This is a genomic window from Marinobacter bohaiensis (genome assembly GCF_003258515.1).
Classification (GTDB): Bacteria; Pseudomonadota; Gammaproteobacteria; order Pseudomonadales; family Oleiphilaceae; genus Marinobacter_A; species Marinobacter_A bohaiensis.
Window position 1 is genome coordinate 1,397,685 of sequence record NZ_QGEH01000001.1, and the last position, 18,929, is coordinate 1,416,613.

23 protein-coding genes are annotated in these 18,929 nt (G+C 63.5%); 12 read left to right on the forward strand and 11 right to left on the reverse strand.

Annotated elements, in window-relative coordinates:
• The first annotated feature begins 168 nt into the window (after nt 1-168).
• Both DKK67_RS06190 and DKK67_RS06195 read left to right on the forward strand, forming a co-directional pair.
• Nucleotides 169-855, forward strand: coding sequence for a response regulator transcription factor (locus tag DKK67_RS06190; RefSeq protein ID WP_111495414.1), 687 nt, complete (start codon nt 169-171; stop codon nt 853-855).
• Entirely contained in the window at nt 852-2,165 is a 1,314-nt protein-coding gene (locus tag DKK67_RS06195) for a sensor histidine kinase (RefSeq protein WP_111495416.1), read from the forward strand. Before DKK67_RS06190 ends, DKK67_RS06195 begins: the two co-directional genes overlap by 4 nt.
• A gap of 5 nt (nt 2,166-2,170) precedes the next feature.
• Here the strand turns inward: DKK67_RS06195 and DKK67_RS21715 are convergent, their stop codons facing one another.
• On the reverse strand, nt 2,171-2,344 hold the full coding sequence (locus DKK67_RS21715; protein ID WP_204355741.1) for a hypothetical protein: 174 nt from the start codon (nt 2,342-2,344) through the stop codon (nt 2,171-2,173).
• A 91-nt stretch (nt 2,345-2,435) separates the two neighbouring features.
• Between DKK67_RS21715 and DKK67_RS06200 the strand changes: the two genes are divergently transcribed.
• The 9 genes from DKK67_RS06200 to DKK67_RS06240 all read left to right on the forward strand — a co-directional run bounded on the left by DKK67_RS06200 (nt 2,436) and on the right by DKK67_RS06240 (nt 8,776).
• The gene (locus DKK67_RS06200; protein ID WP_111495418.1) at nt 2,436-3,062 is read left to right on the forward strand and encodes a YigZ family protein; all 627 of its coding nucleotides are present in this window, start codon (nt 2,436-2,438) and stop codon (nt 3,060-3,062) included.
• 59 nt (nt 3,063-3,121) lie between these two features.
• Nucleotides 3,122-3,643 carry a DUF4136 domain-containing protein gene (locus DKK67_RS06205; RefSeq protein ID WP_111495420.1) on the forward strand — a complete coding sequence of 174 codons (522 nt, stop codon included), beginning with the start codon at nt 3,122-3,124 and terminating at the stop codon, nt 3,641-3,643.
• Nucleotides 3,644-3,653: 10 nt separating this feature from the next.
• Nucleotides 3,654-4,004, forward strand: a complete 351-nt coding sequence (locus DKK67_RS06210) for a putative signal transducing protein (protein WP_111495422.1) — start codon at nt 3,654-3,656, stop codon at nt 4,002-4,004.
• A gap of 46 nt (nt 4,005-4,050) precedes the next feature.
• The gene (locus DKK67_RS06215) at nt 4,051-4,407 is read left to right on the forward strand and encodes a translation initiation factor Sui1 (protein WP_111495424.1); all 357 of its coding nucleotides are present in this window, start codon (nt 4,051-4,053) and stop codon (nt 4,405-4,407) included.
• A gap of 76 nt (nt 4,408-4,483) precedes the next feature.
• Nucleotides 4,484-5,239: a glutathione S-transferase family protein gene (locus DKK67_RS06220; protein ID WP_111495426.1), complete on the forward strand. Its 756-nt coding sequence runs from the start codon at nt 4,484-4,486 to the stop codon at nt 5,237-5,239.
• A gap of 165 nt (nt 5,240-5,404) precedes the next feature.
• A complete protein-coding gene (locus DKK67_RS06225; protein ID WP_111495428.1) occupies nt 5,405-6,658 on the forward strand; it encodes a D-amino acid dehydrogenase in 1,254 nt (417 codons plus the stop codon).
• 72 nt (nt 6,659-6,730) lie between these two features.
• Nucleotides 6,731-7,603, forward strand: a complete 873-nt coding sequence (locus DKK67_RS06230) for a DMT family transporter (protein WP_111495430.1) — start codon at nt 6,731-6,733, stop codon at nt 7,601-7,603.
• Nucleotides 7,604-7,710: 107 nt separating this feature from the next.
• Complete coding sequence (locus DKK67_RS06235; protein ID WP_111495432.1) at nt 7,711-8,376, forward strand: glutathione S-transferase; 666 nt, start codon at nt 7,711-7,713, stop codon at nt 8,374-8,376.
• Nucleotides 8,363-8,776, forward strand: a complete 414-nt coding sequence (locus DKK67_RS06240; protein WP_111495434.1) for a hypothetical protein — start codon at nt 8,363-8,365, stop codon at nt 8,774-8,776. The genes DKK67_RS06235 and DKK67_RS06240 overlap by 14 nt, the downstream gene beginning before the upstream one ends.
• A 20-nt stretch (nt 8,777-8,796) precedes the next feature.
• On the opposite strand, the gene DKK67_RS06245 is transcribed toward DKK67_RS06240, so the two are convergent.
• From DKK67_RS06245 to ppnP, 4 genes are all read right to left on the reverse strand, one after another.
• Entirely contained in the window at nt 8,797-9,270 is a 474-nt protein-coding gene (locus DKK67_RS06245) for a DUF4442 domain-containing protein (RefSeq protein ID WP_407657829.1), read from the reverse strand.
• Between the two features lie 15 nt (nt 9,271-9,285).
• Complete coding sequence (locus DKK67_RS06250; protein WP_111495438.1) at nt 9,286-9,798, reverse strand: DUF2780 domain-containing protein; 513 nt, start codon at nt 9,796-9,798, stop codon at nt 9,286-9,288.
• A gap of 214 nt (nt 9,799-10,012) precedes the next feature.
• Nucleotides 10,013-11,659, reverse strand: coding sequence for a fatty acid--CoA ligase (locus DKK67_RS06255; protein WP_111495440.1), 1,647 nt, complete (start codon nt 11,657-11,659; stop codon nt 10,013-10,015).
• 176 nt (nt 11,660-11,835) lie between these two features.
• Nucleotides 11,836-12,117, reverse strand: a complete 282-nt coding sequence (gene ppnP, locus DKK67_RS06260) for a pyrimidine/purine nucleoside phosphorylase (protein WP_111495442.1) — start codon at nt 12,115-12,117, stop codon at nt 11,836-11,838.
• Nucleotides 12,118-12,183: 66 nt separating this feature from the next.
• Between ppnP and DKK67_RS06265 the strand changes: the two genes are divergently transcribed.
• On the forward strand, nt 12,184-12,690 hold the full coding sequence (locus DKK67_RS06265) for a DUF4112 domain-containing protein (protein ID WP_228160522.1): 507 nt from the start codon (nt 12,184-12,186) through the stop codon (nt 12,688-12,690).
• Nucleotides 12,691-12,700: 10 nt separating this feature from the next.
• Here the strand turns inward: DKK67_RS06265 and DKK67_RS06270 are convergent, their stop codons facing one another.
• From DKK67_RS06270 to DKK67_RS06295, 6 genes are read right to left on the reverse strand one after another with little or no spacing between them, the layout of a single operon-like run.
• Nucleotides 12,701-13,033 (reverse strand): Na+/H+ antiporter subunit G, encoded by a 333-nt coding sequence (locus tag DKK67_RS06270; protein ID WP_111495444.1) that lies wholly within the window; start codon nt 13,031-13,033, stop codon nt 12,701-12,703.
• A 10-nt stretch (nt 13,034-13,043) separates the two neighbouring features.
• Nucleotides 13,044-13,313, reverse strand: a complete 270-nt coding sequence (locus DKK67_RS06275; protein ID WP_111495446.1) for a K+/H+ antiporter subunit F — start codon at nt 13,311-13,313, stop codon at nt 13,044-13,046.
• Complete coding sequence (locus tag DKK67_RS06280) at nt 13,310-13,801, reverse strand: Na+/H+ antiporter subunit E (RefSeq protein ID WP_111495448.1); 492 nt, start codon at nt 13,799-13,801, stop codon at nt 13,310-13,312. Before DKK67_RS06280 ends, DKK67_RS06275 begins: the two co-directional genes overlap by 4 nt.
• Nucleotides 13,798-15,321: a monovalent cation/H+ antiporter subunit D gene (locus DKK67_RS06285; RefSeq protein WP_111495450.1), complete on the reverse strand. Its 1,524-nt coding sequence runs from the start codon at nt 15,319-15,321 to the stop codon at nt 13,798-13,800. The genes DKK67_RS06280 and DKK67_RS06285 overlap by 4 nt, the downstream gene beginning before the upstream one ends.
• Complete coding sequence (locus tag DKK67_RS06290; RefSeq protein WP_111495452.1) at nt 15,318-15,701, reverse strand: Na+/H+ antiporter subunit C; 384 nt, start codon at nt 15,699-15,701, stop codon at nt 15,318-15,320. The genes DKK67_RS06285 and DKK67_RS06290 overlap by 4 nt, the downstream gene beginning before the upstream one ends.
• Complete coding sequence (locus tag DKK67_RS06295; protein WP_111495454.1) at nt 15,701-18,496, reverse strand: monovalent cation/H+ antiporter subunit A; 2,796 nt, start codon at nt 18,494-18,496, stop codon at nt 15,701-15,703. The genes DKK67_RS06290 and DKK67_RS06295 overlap by 1 nt, the downstream gene beginning before the upstream one ends.
• Nucleotides 18,497-18,929 lie beyond the last annotated feature (433 nt).

Sequence of the window (18,929 nt, forward strand, 5' to 3'; positions counted from 1 at the left end):
GCTGCCGGTGACACTGACCACGATACGCTTTCCTGTGTCAGGTTCTGTCAGGCCAACGTAAAGGTTGGGTAAAGGTGGAAAGCGGAATTTTGCCCGCGTGATAGACTGCAGGTCGTTGAATCGCCAGTACACAACGACTGTAGACACAAGACCGGAAGGATGGAGTGCATGCAGGACCGGATTCTGCTCATCGAAGACGATCAGGAATTGCGCACGCTGCTCAGTCGCTACCTCAGCGGCCAGGGCTTTGTGGTTCGCGAAGCGGGAACCGGCCAGGATGGCCTGACCCTGGCGCAGGAGCAGATGGCCGACCTGGTGGTGCTGGATATCATGCTGCCGGACATCAACGGCCTGGATGTGCTGCGCCAGTTGCGGATGCGTACCCGCCTGCCGGTGATCCTGCTGACCGCGCGCGGGGAGGAGACCGACCGCATCGTCGGTTTCGAAGTGGGCGCCGATGACTATATCCCCAAACCCTGCAATCCCCGGGAACTCGTGGCGCGCATCCAGGCGGCGCTGCGACGGGTCGCCTGGGACCATGAAAACCAGCCCCAACGTACCCTGGAAGTGGGCGACCTGCGCATTGATCCGGACCAGCGGCGGGTGTTCCAGAATGGTGAACCGGTGGAGGTGACCGGCACCGAGTACGAGATCCTGCAGGTGCTGATCAGCCGCGCGGGCTCGGTCGTGCGCAAGACCGACCTGATGCAGTGGGCGCTCGGTCGCCGCCTGACCCCGCACGATCGTACCCTGGACATGCACGTCAGCAACCTGCGCCGCAAGCTCGACCAGGGCGACGGTTCACGCATCGAGACCGTCCGCGGTCTCGGTTACAGCTACCGGGGGCTGGAATGAAGCTGAATTTCCAATGGCCCCTGTCCCTGCGCATCTTCCTGCTGATCTGGTTCGCCATGGCGCTGGCGGTGGTGCTGAGCAATATGGCGGTGCAGGAGCTGGGGCACCGTGAGCGCAAGCAACTGGAACAGCGTGAGGATCTGGCCCAACTGGCACGGCAGGCGGCGGAGCTGGAGGCTGCCGGCGAGCGGCGTGATGCCCGCAGGCTGCTGAGGGAGTCCGGCGAACGCCTGCGCATGCGGTTGTTCCTGGTGGAAACCGAAGACCTGTTCCGGGATCAGCGCCGCTCCCGCCACCGGCTGGATCTGCCCGGTGGTCTGCCCGGCCAGCCGGCGGTGATCGACGCACCGGGTGGCTACCGGATGGTGGTCTGGCCCCAGGCCGGCGGCGACGGCTGGCTGGATCCGCGTTTCTTCCGTTCCTTCGAGCTGGGACTGACGTTCCTGCTGATCACCCTGGCGTGCTGGTGGATCGCCCGGCACATCAGTCGCCCGCTGCGTAACGTTGAATCCACGGCCCGGGACATCGCCAGTGGCGATACCTCGTTGCGTGTGGCCCAAAAGGTCGCCCGCCGCCGGGATGAGATTGGCGCCCTGGCACGGGCGTTCAATGCCATGACCGATCGCCTGTGCACCCTGCTGGAACGCCAGCAGCAGCTACTGCGCGACATCTCCCACGACCTGCGCACGCCTCTGGCACGGCAGCGGGTGGCCATCGAACTGGCGCGGGACAGCATCGCCGACCCGGACATCATGGATTCGGTGTTGCGCCAGAACGAGCGCCTGGAGGCCATGACCGAGCAGATCCTCACCCTGCACCGGCTGAGCGCACAGGGGCAGTCCATGGCGCAGGAGCCGGTCAGCCTCGTGAAAGTCATCAACGATGTCTTGCAGGACGCCGCCGATTACGCCGAGCAACGTCGGGTCGATTGCCATCTGGACATTGCCGACGACGTTCGTCAGGCCACGATTCTGGGTGATCAGGGGTTGATTGGCCGGGCCCTGGATAATGTCCTGCAGAACGCCATCGACGTGACGCCACCGGCGCATACGGTCACCGTCCGGCTGCACTTTGCCGATCGCTGGCTGCGCTGCGAAATTGCCGACGAGGGGCCTGGCGTCACGCCGGAGGACCTGCCCAACCTGTTCGAGCCCTTCTTCCGTTCCGACAAGGCGCGTGGCGGCCAGGGCTGGGGGCTTGGGCTGGCCATCACCCGTGATATCGTTCAGGCCCACGACGGCCGGATTACGGCCTTTAACGGGGAGCAGGGCGGCCTGGTGGTGCGCCTTGACTGGCCGCCGTTCACCTGAGGGGATTAGTTGCCCGCGTCCGGGGTGTCCCCGTCGTCGGGAGTCGGCCGCAGCGCCTCGGCACCACTGAAGTCGATACCGGCGCTGGGCGCGTCTGGCTCATAGCGAATGCCGCAGCCGGCCTTGGTCGTTCCCGGCGGCGCGGCCGCGCCCGGGGCATCGTGGTCTTCGTCCCGCATGTTGGTTCCCTGTCTTGCCTGTTACTCTATCGGTGCTCGCCGGGGCCATTTATTACCGGCTCCAGCCCATCGAACTACTGCCGTAGGTGACATGTCAAAAGATTATCCCATTCCCGCAGAATCCATCGAGCGGGAAATCGAGATCAAGAAGAGCCGGTTCATCGGCCGGGTGGCGCCGGTGTCGTCGCGGGAGGAGGCCATGGCTTTCCTGGAACAGGCGCGCCGCGATTATCCCGATGCCCGCCATCACTGCTGGGCGTACCAGATCGGTCGTCCCGAAGCGGCCAGCCAGGCGGCCATGAACGACGACGGGGAGCCCTCCGGCACCGCCGGCAAACCTATCCTTAATGTCATTCAGCACAAGGATATGGGCGATATCATGGTGGTGGTGATCCGTTACTTCGGCGGTATCAAACTGGGCGCGGGTGGGCTGGTCCGCGCCTACGCCGGCGCCACGGAAGCGGTGCTGTCGGATGTGCCGCGCCGGGTTCAGCGCCCGACTGAGCGGATCGAGGCGCAGCTGGACTTTGCGCTGGAGCAGCCCGTTCGACACTGGTGCGAGCAGCATGAGGCGCAGGTGGCGGACGTGAACTATGGTGAAGGAGTAACGATGCGGGTCGAGGTTCCCCTGGAACATCGGTCTGCATTCAACGCGTTCTGCCGTGCCGAAGGCATCATCCTGCCGGCATCCGACCAGAATGCCTCCGAACCAGAGTGAGGGACGTATATCCCGGAACGGGAACGATTTTCTGGCGAATAAAACGGAGGATTCCATTGATGCGTAATCTGGTTTTGGTTCTGTGCCTGGCGCTGCTGACGGGCTGCGCCAGCATTGTGGCGACCGACTATGATGCCGGTGCCCAGTTCAACAGCTACCAGACATGGGCCTTCGCACCGGACAACGGGAAAGACGATTTCCTGAGCCTGGACGGTGCCCGGGTGGAAAACGCGGTCGAGCGGGAGATGGGGCAGAAGACCATGACACGCGGGCCTGCGGACAACGCGGATCTGCTGGTTACCTATCGCGTTGAGGAAGCCGAGAAGCTGGAGAGTTCCGGATTCAGCTACGGTCTGGGTTTCGGCCGTGGCAACTTTGGCTGGGGCGTGTCCACACCCACCGACGTGCGCCAGGTCAAGCAGGGCAAACTGGTGGTTGAGTTCGTTGACCGGGCCTCGGAGCGCGTTGTCTGGCGCGGCGTCAGCCGGCGTTACCTGGACGAACGTCAGTCGCCGGAAGACCGCGTCGAGCTGATCGACGAGGTGGTCGCCGCCATGTTTGACCGGTACCCGCCGAGCTGACGGGCCGCCTATGAGCTGGGTGACCGTCGCGCGCTATTCGTTACCGTTCGAAGCCCACGTGGCTCGGGCCCGGCTGGATTCGGAAGGCGTGGACGCCACGGTGGCCGATGAACACACCATTGGCATGCAGTGGCTCTATTCCGACGCCATGGGCGGAGTGCGGCTGCAGGTGCGCGCCGAAGACGAGTTCCGGGCGCGGGCGATTCTCGCCGAGGACCGCTCGGACGTGGTGGATGAATCCATCGCGCCCGGGCTGGCGCATCGTGAGGATGGCGACGAGCCACGCCTGTCACGGCTGGCCGATCCGCGCTATCGCCGCGGCTTCTTCCTTGCATTCCTGTTCTGGTTTATCGGATCCTGAGCGCGGCCTGCAAGGGCCGGAGAGTCACGCAAAGGGAGAAAAAGCTTTGAAGAAACGATCCTCAGGTGGTCTGGTCTTCTCGACGGACCAGGGCAGGATGTGTCCCGTTTGCCGCGAGCCGATGGAGTCCTGTCGCTGCGGCGAACCGGTGGCGCCGGCCGGTGACGGCATTGTGCGTGTCAGCCGGGAAACCAAGGGCCGCAAAGGCAAGGGCGTAACCCTGATTACCGGCATTCCCCTGGCGGGCGCCGATCTCAAGGCCTACGCCAAGACGCTCAAGGCCAAGTGCGGAACCGGTGGTACGGTGAAAGACGGCGTGGTGGAAATCCAGGGGGATCACCGGGATCTGCTGGTTCCGCTGCTCCAGGAAAAAGGCTGGACGGTCAAGAAGGCGGGTGGTTGATCCACTGGCCGGAGTGGGGCCGGACAGGTGCACTGAGAACGATCGATAACAACGGATAACAACAGGAAAGCCGCTCATGACGAAACCCGTGCTCTACCAGTTTCCGGTTTCCCATTACTGCGAGAAGGTGCGCTGGGCGCTGGACTACAAGCACATCGCCTACGAGACCCGAAACCTGTTGCCGTTGTTCCACATGCCGGCGGTGTTCCGTCGAACCCGCCAGAACAAGGTGCCTGTGCTCAAGCTGGATGGCCGCTACATCAACGAGTCGTCGGTGATCATCCAGACCCTGGACGAGCGTTTCCCGTCGGCGCCGGTGCTGTTTCCTGAAGACGATGCGCAGCGCGAAGAGGCCCTGGAATGGGCGGCTTTCGCTGACCGAGAGATCGGTCCGCACCTGCGGCGTACCGCCTATTTCCACGTCATCGACCACTCCCACGTGATGTTCGAGATACTCACGGAGGGCCAGAACACGGTGGGACGAATGACGTTCCGGGCCAGCCAGCCGGTCGTCGTCCGCGCCATGAAAGAAGGCATGGGAATCAACGAGCGCGGCTACGCCCGCAGCCTGGAACGACTGGAAGCGGCGCTGGACCGGCTCGACGCCCGCGTGGCGGACAACGCCTATCTCACCGGCGACCGGTTCTCCGTTGCCGATCTGACCGCCGCCTCGCTGTTGGGGCCGCTGGCCCGTCCGCCCGAGGCGCCGTTCCAGTTCCCGGACGACCTGCCACCGGCGCTGACGGACTTTATCGACGCCTTCCAGGAACGCCCGTCCATCGACTGGGTGCGCCGTATGTACCGGGAGCATCGTGGCAAGCGGGCCAGTTGAGCCGGGCCGCTCCGGTATTTCGCGCTGTTGTATTACAATCACCTGCCAGACAGACGTGGCGCCTTATAACCCGGTTGGACGCGTCATCATTCCCGCACGTTTGGTTTATTCGACGAACGTTGCGCTCTTAACTTGTTTGCCTAAAACCTCAGGAGAGATCACTGCATGCAGATTCTGGTTCTCGGAGCCGGTGTTGTCGGGACCACCAGTGCCTGGTACCTCCGCCAGGCCGGCCACGAGGTGACCGTGGTCGAACGACAGTCCCGGGCGGCCCTGGAAACCAGTTTCGCCAACGGAGGTCAGATCTCCGTCTCCCACGCGACGCCCTGGGCCAACCCGTCAGCGCCGTTGAAGCTGATGGCGTGGCTGGGCAAGCCGGACGCACCCCTGCGCTTCCGGCCGCGCCTTGATCCGGCCCAGTGGGGCTGGGGCGCGCGTTTCCTGCGTGAGTGCACATCGCGTCGGGCGCGCTACAACCTGCACCAGTTGGTGACCCTCGGCACCTACAGCCGTGAGCGGTTGCAGTCGCTGCGTGAGGACCTGGCGCTGGATTACGACCAGGTCACTCGTGGCATCCTGCACTTCTACACCGACCCGGCCGAGTTCGAGCGGGCCCAGTTGCCGGCGAGTCAGATGCGGGCGTTCGGCTGCGCACGCGAGGTCATCGACGCCGACCGGGCGGTCGCGCTGGAACCGGCGCTGGCCGGCGCGCGGGACCGTCTTGTGGGTGCCACCTATACCGCTGACGATGAGTCCGGCGACGCCCGCAAATTCACCCAGGCGCTGGCGCAAAAGGCAGCGGATGCGGGTGTCCGGTTCCTGTATGACACCGAGATCGTCGGATTCGAGCAGCGTCGCGATGACGTCGCCGGTGTGCGTGTGATCGAGAACGGTGTTCATCACACCCTTCGGGCTGACAGTTATGTCCTCAGTCTGGGTAGTTTCAGCCCACTCCTGGCGCGCCAGCTGGGTCTGAAGCTGAGCATCTACCCGGCCAAGGGCTACTCCATTACCGTGCCGGTGCGTTCGCCGGAGCGGGCCTATAAGGTGAGTCTGACCGACGATCAGTACAAGCTGGTCTATTCCCGTCTGGGAGACCGGTTGCGCATCGCCGGCACGGCAGAATTGAACGGCTACGGCCGTGACCTGGACCTGCGTCGCTGCCAGGCGATCGTGAGTCGGGTCTCGGACCTGATGCCGGAAGCCGGTCACTGGGACCAGGCCCGGTTCTGGACCGGTCTGCGCCCGACCACGCCGTCCAATCTGCCTTACATCGGCCGCAGTCGCTTGCGTAACCTGTTCCTCAACACCGGGCACGGGACCCTGGGCTGGACCCATGCCTGTGGCTCCGCGGCGGCTCTGGCGGACATTGTTGCGGGTCGCCAGCCGGATCTGGATTTTGCTTTTACCGCGGCCTGACGCCGTCGAGCGACAGGCCGCTCCCGGACCGGGCGCAGCCCAACCGGACCCATAACCAAGACAGGAGATCGTATGGCCGTAACCAGCAGCCCCTTGCGCATTACTGTCCTGACCACCCTGGCCATGCTCGCGTTCGCCGCCAATTCCGTATTCTGTCGCCTGGCGCTGGGGGCGGGCACCATCGACGCCGCGTCCTTCACCTTTATCCGCCTGCTTTCGGGCACGCTGATGCTGGTGATCCTGGTGCGCCTGCGTGTGGCGAAGCGTGATGGCTCGGTGCACGGTAGCTGGTGGTCCGCCGCCATGCTGTTCCTGTACGCCATCTGTTTTTCCTTCGCCTACCTGTCGTTGGACACGGGCGTGGGCGCGCTGATCCTGTTCGGCTGCGTGCAGCTGTCGATGATCGGTTGGGGACTGATTCAGGGGGAGCGGCCGTCCCTCGTACAATGGTTGGGAACGCTGCTGGCGGTGGGCGGCCTGGTTTACCTGCTGTCGCCGGGCGCTACGGCACCGCCGCTGTTTGCCGCCGTGTTGATGGCGATCGCGGGTGTCGCGTGGGGCGTGTACTCACTGCGGGGGCGCGGCGTGAGCCAGCCCCTGTTGGTCACGGCGGATAATTTCCTGCGCGCCTCGCCCATGGCGTTGGTGGCCCTGATGGTGGCGATGCCGGCCTGGTCGGTCGACCTTCATGGCGCCGTGCTCGCGGTGCTGTCCGGCGCTCTGGCCTCGGCGGTGGGCTACGCCATCTGGTACGCCGCGTTACCGGCCCTGTCGGCGACGCTGGCGGCCAGTGTCCAGCTTTCGGTGCCGGTGATTGCGGCCGCCTTCGGGGTGGCGCTTATGGCCGAGCCCGTGACGCCGCGGCTGGTCATTGCTTCCCTGGTTATCCTGGGTGGCATTGGCCTGGTGATCCTGGCCAGGAGTCGACAGGCGAGGGGCGGGTGATCCGGGCGGCGTTGCTGTGCGAATAAACGGACGCCAAAGATGTCTGGGTGTATGTCGTCGCGATAATGGCCACCACCCGCGGACCAATAACTGTCAGGGAGACCTGGATGCTAACTGTTCATCACCTCAACAACTCGCGCTCGCAACGTGTTCTCTGGATGCTGGAAGAGCTTGGTCTGGAGTACGAGATCAAGCACTATCAGCGTGACCCAAAAACCATGCTGGCGCCGGCCAGTCTCAAGGCGGTGCATCCGCTGGGTAAGTCGCCGGTGGTGACCGACGGTGAGCTGACGGTGGCCGAATCCGGCGCCATCATCGACTACCTGGCCCACCAGTACGGGCGTGACCTGCTACCCGAAGCCGGTACCCAGCGGTGGATCGACTACACCTACTGGTTGCACTATGCCGAAGGCTCGTTGATGCCGCCGCTGCTGCTGAAACTGGTGTTCGAGAAGGTCAAGACCAATCCCATGCCTTTCTTCGTGCGCCCCGTGGCCAAAGGCATTGCCGATAAGACCAACCAGATCTTTATCGGCCCGCAGATCAGGAACCACCTGGACTTCGTCGAATCCCACCTGAAGAACAACGAGTGGTTCCTGGGGGACAGGCTCAGCGCCGCCGATATCCAGATGAGTTTCCCGTTGGAGGCGTCCGTGGCGCGCGGTATCGTGGGTGACGACCGTCCGGCGATCCGGGATTATGTGCGGCGCTATCAGTCGCGTCCGGCCTATCGCCGTGCGCTGGAGAAGGGAGGTGACTATGACTTTGCATAGCCTGCGGGTGAACAGTCCCCGGCTGATCGGCCTGGCGGCCGTCGGCCTTGCGATGAGCGGTTGTGCCATGATGCAGCCGGACCTGACGGACAAACAGCGCCAGACCCTGCAGGGCGAACTGCAGAACCGCTTCGGCGCGTATCAGGATTGCATGGTGGCTTCGGCCGATCCGTACGTTGGGGTGGAATCGGCGCCGCCATCGGATATCGCGGATGCGGCCCAGGCCGCCTGTGACGGGGCTTTCCAGGCCTATGAAAAAGCCGTGACCCGCTATTTCACCGCGGTGGTGTCCGGCTCGGGACAGGACGAGGCCCGTCAGCGAGCCCATGAGCATGCCGCCGAAGCGGGCCTGAAAACCCGCCGTCAGATCATGCAGCGGGTCCTCGACCAGCGGATCTGACCCGACGACGCGCGGGCCATCTAGCTGGTCCGCTTACGTCGCACGTACAACGTCTTGTGCACGCGGGCGACGGTATCACCGCTGTCGTCCAGCACATCCACCGCCCATTCCGGCAGCACCTTGCTGCCATCCGCCGCCTGCTGGCGGATGTCCTCCACCCGGTCGTCGGACAGTTGGAAGCGGGCGGTCATGCGCCCCTTGCCGGGTTTGAGAAAGTCGATGTGGGCACTCTTGTCCCAGACGATGTAATCCGGCCCCAGCCGGTTCATCAGGAGCAGCATGTACATGGGATCGGTCATGCTGTAGAGCGAGCCGCCGAAGTGGGTACCCACGTAGTTGGTGTTGAACCAGTGCAGTTTCATGGACACCGTGGCTTCGCTGAAATCCGGTGCGATGTGCTCCACGCGGATGCCGGCCCCGACGTAGGGGCCGAATACGTTCAGCGCTCGCTGCAGGCCACCGGCCGACGCCAGCAGCCGCCGGAAGGTATTGATCACGTCAGGCTCCGTTTACTCCGCAGGCATCCACAGGCTGGTCAGGTTGCCCAGCAGATCGCTGCCCAGGCCTTGTTCCTGCAGGAAATCCAGGATGACCGGCGCGAACTGCTCGATTGCAGATGGTTGCAGGCCCAGGGCTCCGAAGGCTTTCTCAACGCCGTCCATGGACGAAACGTTGGACAGGGCCGAACTCAGCAGGTTGCTCGATCCGTCTCCGGAACTGCCCAGCAGACTGCCCAGCCCGGAAACCTCATCGCTGACCTGGCTGAACGAAGTCCCGCCCAGTTGGCTCTGGGCCAGCTGCATCAGTGCTCCGGCACCGCCGGCGGCCTGGGTCTGGGTGACTCCCAGCTGTTCCTGCAGGTCGCTGACCAGGGCGCTGGCTTCGCCGGTCACTTCGACCGACTCTTCCGGCAACAGCATGCTGCCGGACTCCAGTTTGCTGCCGAGGTCCAGGGCGCCGGCCGACGGGGCCAGCAGGTAAAGACTCGAGACGATGAGAAAGCGTTTGATAATGGTATTCATGGTGGCTCCGGCATGTCCTTGTTGGCAGGGAGTCGGGCGTGACGACGCTGGGAAGCCGGCGGATGCCGCTTGGGCCTCGTCAGGCCTCTGGATGCATAGACACCACTATATATAGGGGCTTGGCGGCACGATTTAAAGCGCTGGAGGGTTACGGAAAGGCAAGGAAAGCAGGTGGTTACCGGCGCAGCGGGCGCTGCGCCGGTGTTGGTGATGATCAGGCCAGTTCGTCGCGGATGAGCTTCTTGTTGATCTTGCCCACGCTGGTCTTGGGAATGTCCTCGACGAAATCGATCATCTGGGGAATAGCCCATTTATTGATCTCGCCGGCGTCCACGTACTGTTGCAGGTGCGCCTGGATGTCCTCCAGCGAGGCGTCCTGGCCGGGTGCCAGCACCACCAGCGCGTGCGGACGTTCGCCCCACTTGTCATCGGGGACCCCGACCACGGCGGTGGCGGCGACGGCGGGATGCTGACTGATCAGGTTCTCCAGATCCAGCGAGGACAGCCACTCGCCGCCGGTCTTGATCACGTCCTTGATGCGGTCGCGGATGATCAGCGTGCCGTCCGGATCGATGGTGCCCACGTCGCCCGTGTGCAGCCAGCCGCCTTCCCACAGGGCTTCGCCTTTCTCCGGCTCTTTCAGGTAGCCCTGGGTGAGCCAGGGGGTACGGGCCACCACTTCGCCTTTGGTCTCGCCGTCGTGGGGCAACAGGTTGCCGTCCGGATCGACGATCTGCAGGTCCACCATGGGGTTGGCGACGCCGGTCTTGATCCGCTTGGCGGTCTGCTGTTCCAGCGGCAGTTCGAGGTCTGCTTCTTTCAGGAAGGTGGTGCTCAGCAGCGGGCACGTCTCTGACATGCCGTAGCCGGTGTACATGCGGATACCCAGTCTGGCGCCGGCGTTGCACAGGCCTTCGGTCAGGGCGCTGCCGCCGATCAGCACGTGCCAGTTGCTCAGGTCCGCGGTCTTGATCGACTCGGTGGCCAGCATCATCTGCATGATGGTGGGCACGCAGTGGGAGAAAGTGACCTGGTGTTTCTTCAGCAGGTCCACCAGCAGCTCCGGCTCATAGCGCCCCGGATAGACCTGCTTGATGCCCATCATGGTGGCCGCGTAGGGCACGCCCCAGGCGTGGACATGGAACATCGGGGTGACCGGCATGTAGACGCTGTTGGAACGCAGCAGCGGCATCTGGTCGTTGAAGCCCAGGGTGCCGGTCTGAGTCAGGGTATGCAGCACCAGCTGGCGGTGGCTGAAGTAGACGCCTTTGGGGTTACCGGTGGTGCCGGTGGTGTAGAAGGTGGTGGCGATCGAGTTTTCGTCGAAGTCCGGGAAGTCGAAGTGATCGGCGGCGTCGGCCAGCAGCGCCTCGTATTCGCCATGGACATTGTTCAGCGAGGTGGCTTTGGCCTGCGCCTCGTCACTGAGCTGGATGTAGCCCTTGACCGTCTCCAGCTGGCTTTCCACCTGTTCGACCAGCGGCAGGAAGTCGTCGTGCACCAGCACCAGGTCGTCTTCGGCGTGGTTCATGGTGTACACGACCTGCTCCGGCGACAGGCGGATGTTCACGGTATGCAGGATGGCCCCGATCATTGGAATCGCGAAGAAGCACTCCAGGTAGCGCGGCGTGTCCCAGTCCATTACCGCCACCGTGTCACCGGGCTTCACGCCGGCTTCGGTCAGGGCGTTGGCCAGCCGGTGGATGCGCTTCTCAAGTTCGCGGTAGGTGTACTCACTGCGGTCGGCGTAGACAATCTTCTGGTCGGGTGCGTAGCGTGGGCCTGAAAGCAGCAACCGCTTGATCAGCAGGGGATAGGTATACGCGTTGCTGACTGGCGGAATTATTTTTGTATCGGCCATTGTGAAACAACCTCGTCAGATTTTGGAAATGAGTTTTGTTTTGGTTGTACAACTAATCTGCCACAGAATTCTGAAAAGGCAAGGATGAGAAAGTATGATTTTGCGGGGAGAAAAAGCGGGGAAATGGAGCGGGCAATACGGGGCGACGCGCTGATGGCATCGCCCGCCGGATGCCCTTACTCGTAGGTGCAGAGGTAGGCGGTGTCCACGTCGGCCTTGGCTTTGAAACTGGCCTGTCCGGCCACTTCGAAGGTTTCGCCGGCGCCGTAGGTCATCCACTTGTCCATACCCGGCAGAAGAACCTCCAGCGCACCACTGATGATGGTCATGGTTTCTTTCTTGGTGGTGCCGAACTCATACTCACCCGGGCTGATGACGCCCACGGTGGCCGGCAGGTCTGCCGTCTGGAAGGCAATGGATTTTGCGTTGCCATCGAAGTATTCGTTCACGTTCAGCATAAAGATGTCTCCTGAAATCTGGATCGCCTACTATACGGGAAAACGATCCGGCATGGATGAAAAATAATGGACCCAGACAACACCCACAGAGCCATGCCCGACGCGGCCGAACGCGAGCGGCTGGAGAAGGCCCTGGCGCGGCTGGAAGGCTCGGCTCGGCTATTGGATAGCCAGTTCCGGATTCCGTTCACACGCATCCGCTTCGGGCTGGACCCGTTGATCGGTCTGCTGCCGGGGATCGGCGACGCCGCCGGGCTGTTGCTGTCGCTCTACCTGATGGTCGAGTCGGTACGGTTGGGGGCAGGCTCCCGTCAGGTGTTCAAAATGGCCGGCAACGTGTTGCTGGAGTTTGTGGTGGGCCTGATCCCCATCGTCGGGGATATATTCGACGTGACCTGGAAAGCCAATAACCGCAACGCCGCGCTGCTGCGCAAGCACATCGAGCAGCGCCTGGAGCCGGACAATCCCGGCCGGCCCTGGCGTCTCTATTTACTGATCGGCGTGTTTGGCGCGCTGCTGCTGTTCCTGCTGGCGATGATCTGGGGCGCGCTGTTCCAGGCCTCCGCGGCCTGATCGGGCGGCGTTACTGATCCCAGGGGTTGCCCCGGGTGTCGTCCATCCGCTTCACATCCAGATGCATGGCTGCCTTGGCCAGCATATTGGCGCTGATGGGTGCGGTCAGGAACAGGAACACCATGATCAGGATTTCTTCCACGTCCACGCTGCGGTCAGAGATCGTGAAGAACAGCATCGAGCTGAACACGATACCGCCCACCCCCAGGGTGGTGGCCTTGGTGGGGGCGTGCAGCCGGGTGTAGAAGTCCGGCAGGGTCAGCAGGCCGATGGAGCCGGCCAGGGCAAACAGGCCGCCGAGGATCAGTAAAACGACAATCAGTATTTCCAGTGCAACGGGCATGGGGCCTCCGCTATTCGATAACGCTGCCGCGCTTGAGGTATTTGGCCAGGGCCACGGTGCCGATAAAGCCCATGACCGCGATCAGCAGCGCGGCCGGAATGTACAGGCGCGAGTGGATGACCATGCTGAACAGCACAATCAGGGCGATGGCGTTGATGTACAGGCTGTCCAGCGCCAGGATACGGTCGGGCGCAGCCGGCCCCTTGATCAGGCGGATCAGGTTGAGCACCGTCGCCAGGGTGACCATGCCCAGAGTGACTTTGAGCGCGATGGCAATCATTTGAAAATCTCCAGCAGCGGACGCTCGTAACGTTTCTTGATCTCTTCCACCAGCGCCGCTTCGTCTTCCATGTCCAGTACGTGAATCAGCAGCAGCGATTCGTCGTCACTGACGTCGGCACTGACCGTGCCCGGTGTCAGGGAGATGGTGCCCGCCAGTGTGGAAATGGCCAGCGGGTGCTTCAGTTCCAGCGGGTAGGAAACGAACGCCGGGCGCGGTTTGCGCACCGGGTTGAGGACGATGTAGGCCACGTTGACGCTGGCCACCACGATGTCCCAAAGGACCCGCAGGATGTAGGTCAGGAACCGGAAAGGGCGTCGGATGGACGGGTTGTCGGGCCAGAAGTTGCGCGTGAACAGCGGCAACAACCAGGCCAGCAGCACGCCCATGACGATGCTGGCGCCAGAGATGCCGTTGCTCAGCGCCTGCCAGACCAGGAACAGGGTGACGCTCAACAGCGGGTGCGGCAGTCCGAAACGACCGTTCATAGTGTGTCTCCCCCGTTGACCATCGGTGTCTCCAGAATCTCGATGTAAGCCGACGGCGTATGCAACTGCTGTGCGGTGGCATCGGTGTAGCGGCTGATCGGGCCGGCAAAGGCCACGATCACCAGGCTCATGGCGATCAGGGCACCGGCGGAGACGGTCACCGGAAGGGTCAATTGGCCGGGATCGCGAACATGGCCCTCCACGTTACGCCAGAACACGATGCTGCCGGCGCGGCTGTAGGCCACCACGGTCAGGAAACCGCCCACCAGGATCACGCCCCAGAGCCAGCCCAGTTCGATACCTGGTTGCACCGATTCCAGGATCAGCACCTTGGCAAAGAAACCGCTCAGCGGTGGCAGACCGGCCGCGGCCGTGGCGCCAATCAGGAACAGTACGCTCAGCAGCGTACGGCTGCGCATGCGCGGCGCGGTTACGATGCGGTCCTGGGCCGAGCCCCGCTGGCGGGCCACCAGGTCAACGACCAGGAACAGACCACCCACCACCCAGGTGGTATTGAGCAGGTAGAACAGTGCCGCCGACGTACTGGCCACGGTATTGAGACTGATCGCGGCCAGCAGCGTGCCCACGGAAATGATCACCTGCCAGGCGACCAGTTTGCGCAGCCCGTCCGAACCCAGCGCGCCGACCACGCCGGCGGCCAGGGTCACCAGCGCCAGCGGGAACAGCCAGTCCATGCCCAGGTGCGCCAGCGGGCCGGCGTCGTCGCCGAACACCAGCAGGTAGACCCGCAGGATGGCGTAGATGCCCACCTTGGTCATTACGGCAAACAGGGCCGCCACCGGCGCCGTGGCGCTGGCGTAGGCCCGCGGCAGCCAGAAGCACAGCGGCAGCAGCGCCGCCTTGAGGGCGAATACCACCAGCAGGAGCATACCCGCGGCCCGCACCAGCAGCAGGTCGTTGCCGCTGACCTGCGGCACCTTAACCGCCAGGTCCGCCATGTTGAGGGTGCCTACCACGCTGTAGAGCAGGCCCACGGCGATCAGGAACAGGGATGAGCCAATCAGGTTCAGCACCACGTAGTGCAGGCCGGGCACCGTGCGGGCGGTACCACCGCCGTGCATCAGCAGGCCGTAGGAGGCGATCAGCAGCACCTCGAAGGCGACGAACAGGTTGAACAGGTCGCCGGTCAGGAAGGCGATGTTCAGGCCCAGCAGCTGGAACAGGAACAGGGCGTGGAAATGCCGGCCCACCGCATCGGTGCCGCGGGTCGAGTAGATGTGGCAGAAGAAGGCCAGCAGCGCAGTCATGAACACCATCATCGCCGACAGACGGTCCAGCACCAGCACGATGCCGAAGGGCGGCGCCCAGTTGCCGAAGGCGTAGGCGCGGTAGGTGCCGTCATCGGCCATCAGCAGCAGGCTGAAAGCCACCACCAGCAGCAGCGTCGTGGTGGCCAGTGCCAGCGTCCGGCGCAGACCCAGGGGCGCGAAGCTCATGAAGATCTGGAGGATGCCTCCCAACAGCGGCAACAGAATGGGGGCGGTCAACAGGTGATTCATGACTTCTCCTCTGGTGCGGTCTCGGCACGTTTCTCGGCGCCGGACTCGGGCCAGAATTCCTCGATCTTGCCATCGACGTGGTCGTCACCGGTATCCGCCCGGCTGCGCAGAGCCAGCACCACCACAAAAGCGGTCATGGCGAAGCCGATGACGATCGCGGTCAATACCAGCGCCTGGGGTAGGGGGTCGGAGTACTGCTCCGTGCTGTCGATGATCGGCTGGCCGCCGGTCACGAGGCGGCCGGTGGAGAACAGGAACAGGTTGACCCCGTAGGACAGCATGGTCAGGCCCACGACAACCGGGAAGGTGCGTGCGCGCAGCACCAGGTACACGCCGGCTGCGGTCAGGGCGCCGATCACCAGGGCAAATACAATCTCCATCAGGAATCCTCCGGCATCGCGTCTGATTTCATGGAAAGCCGGCCCAAACTGGCCAGGATGGTCAGGGTAGCGCCGATCACCGTCAGGTAGACGCCGATGTCGAACGCCAGGGCGGAGGCCAGTTCAAAGTCGCCGACGAACGGCCAGTGAATGTGGCTGAAGGTGGAGGTCAGGAACGGATAGCCGAAGGCGAAACTGGCCAGGCCGGTCACCGTGGCGATCAGCAGTCCCAGGCCGATGGGCGTGCGCAGGCTGAACGGCATGCGCATATGGCTCCAGCGCATGCCGCTGGCGATGTACTGCAGGATCAGCGCCACTGACGTCACCAGCCCGGCGACGAAGCCGCCACCAGGCAGGTTGTGCCCGCGCAGGAAGATATAAACCGACACCATCAGCGCCAACGGCAGCAGTGGCCGGGAAATCTGCTTGAGCATGGTCGGGTGCGCATCCGTCGACCAGGGATGCCCCTGGCCGTCGGTGGGCGGTGCCGCCAGGTTGGCTTCGCGCAGCATGGCGAAGATGCCGAGTGCGGCGATGCCCAGCACCGCGATTTCACCCAGGGTATCGAAGCCCCGGAAGTCCACCAGGATCACGTTGACCACATTGGTGCCGCCGCCGCCGGAGACGCTGTTCTCCAGGAAGTAACTGGAAATCGAATCGAACGGCCGCGTCAGCATGGCCAGGGTCACCAGGAACATGCCGCCACCGGCAACCAGGGCAATGACGATGTCGCGCCAGCGGCGGAATCGGCCGGCTTCCTGAGGCGTCCAGGACGGCAGGTAGTAGAGCGCCAGCATCAACAGGATGATGGTTACCACTTCGACCGACAACTGGGTCATGGCCAGGTCAGGTGCCGAGAAGCGGGCGAAGCCCAGCGCCACCATCAGACCCACCACGCTCAGCAGGATCAGTGCGTAGACGCGTTCCCGGTGCATGGCCGCGGTGCCGATGGCCGCCACGACCAGGATGCCGGCCCCCACTGCCGTAGGCGCGTCCAGCGGGCTGACGCCGGCCGGGCCGATGAACCAGCCCAGCCTGGCCACTGGCCACAGCGCCACCAGCACCGCGCTGCCCAGCAGCAGGACGACATAGCGCTGCAGCGAGCCGTTCTCGATGCGGGCGGTCAGGTTGTGGGCGCGTTCGGTCACCCAGGACACCACGGCCTCGAACACCGCTTTCTCGTCCACTTCCTTGAAGCGGTCGTGGAAGGCGAACAGTTTGTGGCGCTGGGAATACATGAGCAGCCCGCCAAAGAAGGCAACGAAACTCATGATCAGCGGCAGGTTGAAGCCGTGGATGACCGTCAGGTGATAGTCGGGCACCGCGCCGGCGAGGGTGGCGGAGGCCGCGGCGTGCAGCAGAGGCCCCACCGAGATCGCCGGGAACATGCCCACCATCACGCAGGCAAACACCAGGATCTCCACCGGGATTTTCATGTAGCGCGGTGGCTCATGGGGCGGAAAGATGGGCAGGTCGCGCGGCTTGCCGTTAAAGAAGACGTCGTGGATGAAGCGGGCCGAATAGGCCACCGCGAAAATGCCCGCCAGAGTGGCGACCAACGGCGGCAGGTAGGCCCAGATGCCGGGCAGGTTCAGCTCCAGCGACTCGGCAAAGAACATCTCCTTGCTCAGGAAGCCGTTGAGCAGCGGTACCCCCGCCATGGACGCGGCGGCCACCATGGCCAGCGTGGCGGTATGCGGCATGAAGCGCCACAGACCATTGATCTGGCGCATGTCGCGGGTGCCGGTTTCGTGATCGATGATGCCGGCTGCCATAAACAGCGACGCCTTGAACGTGGCGTGGTTAATGATGTGGAACACCGCCGCCACGGCGGCCAGTTTGGTGCCCATGCCGAACAGCAGGGTGATCAGGCCCAGGTGGCTGACGGTGGAGTGGGCCAGCAGCCCTTTCAGGTCGTGCTTGAACAGGGCCACGTAGGCACCCACCAGCAGGGTCACCATGCCGGTGAAACTGACCATGTAGAACCACAGCTCGGTGCCCGCCAGGGCTGGATACAGCCGCGCCAGAAGGAATATGCCGGCCTTCACCATGGTGGCGGAGTGCAGGTACGCGGACACCGGGGTGGGCGCCTGCATGGCGTGCGGCAACCAGAAGTGGAACGGGAACTGGGCCGATTTGGTAAAGGCACCCAGCAGCACCAGCGTCAGGATCCAGGGGTAGAGCTCGTGGTTCTTGATGATATGCCCGGCGGCGAGCACATCGTCGATCTGGTAGCTGCCCACCACATTGCCCAGCAGCAGGACGCCGGCCAGCAGGGCCAGGCCGCCGCCACCGGTGACCGCCAGCGCCATGCGCGCGCCACGACGTGCATCCTGTTTATGGTTCCAGAAGCCAATCAGCAGGAACGACACCAGGCTGGTCAGCTCCCAGAAGATCAGCATCAGGATCAGGTTGCTGGACATGACGATGCCCAGCATCGAGCCCATGAAGGTCAGCAGCAGCCCGTAGAACTTGCCCACATTCTCGTGTTTTTTCAGGTAATAGCGGGAGTACAGGATGATCAGCAGACCGATGGCCAGGATCAGCAGGGCAAACAGCATCGACAGGCCGTCCAGGCGAAAGCTCAGGGACAGGCCGATGGACGGCAGCCACTCGTGGGTCTGGACCAGAATGCCGCCGGCCTCCAGAGTTGGCCAATGCGGATAAAGGGCGGCAAGAGCGATCACAGCCGGCACCGAGGCGGCAATAGCGATAGCGGTACGACCCGCCTGGGCAAACAGCGGTGTTACCGCAGCGCCCAAAAAAGGCAATAGAACGACCAGCGCGAGGGTCATCGAAACCTCATTCTTCTTGATTCGAAAGCGTGTGCGTTGAAAACAGGGGCAGCCTGAGTTTAGCCCTCAGACCTGTCGCCTGCACAGATCAGGCACGACTGGATTGGGATCAGCGAGCGCTGGGAGGATCGGGGAAATAGGGGAGACGCCCGGGGCGCAGGGGAACAAGCGCGTCGGGACCGGGGCTGTGAAGCGTCACAACATGTCGACTGGCAGGCATGATGACTCCATTGACGAACGGTGATCCGTCCGTGATCCACCGGTTCTGAATTGAACTCGAAAGGCGATGATACGTGCCCAATGTCCCACGTCAAGACAAACCGTTACGGTGGATCGATAGGATGCGATTATTTTTCTGCCGCTGGCGCAACCCTTCCTGCGCCCGCGGAACGACCATTTTTCACTGGCTGTTTTGGCCGCCTTCATCTTCAAT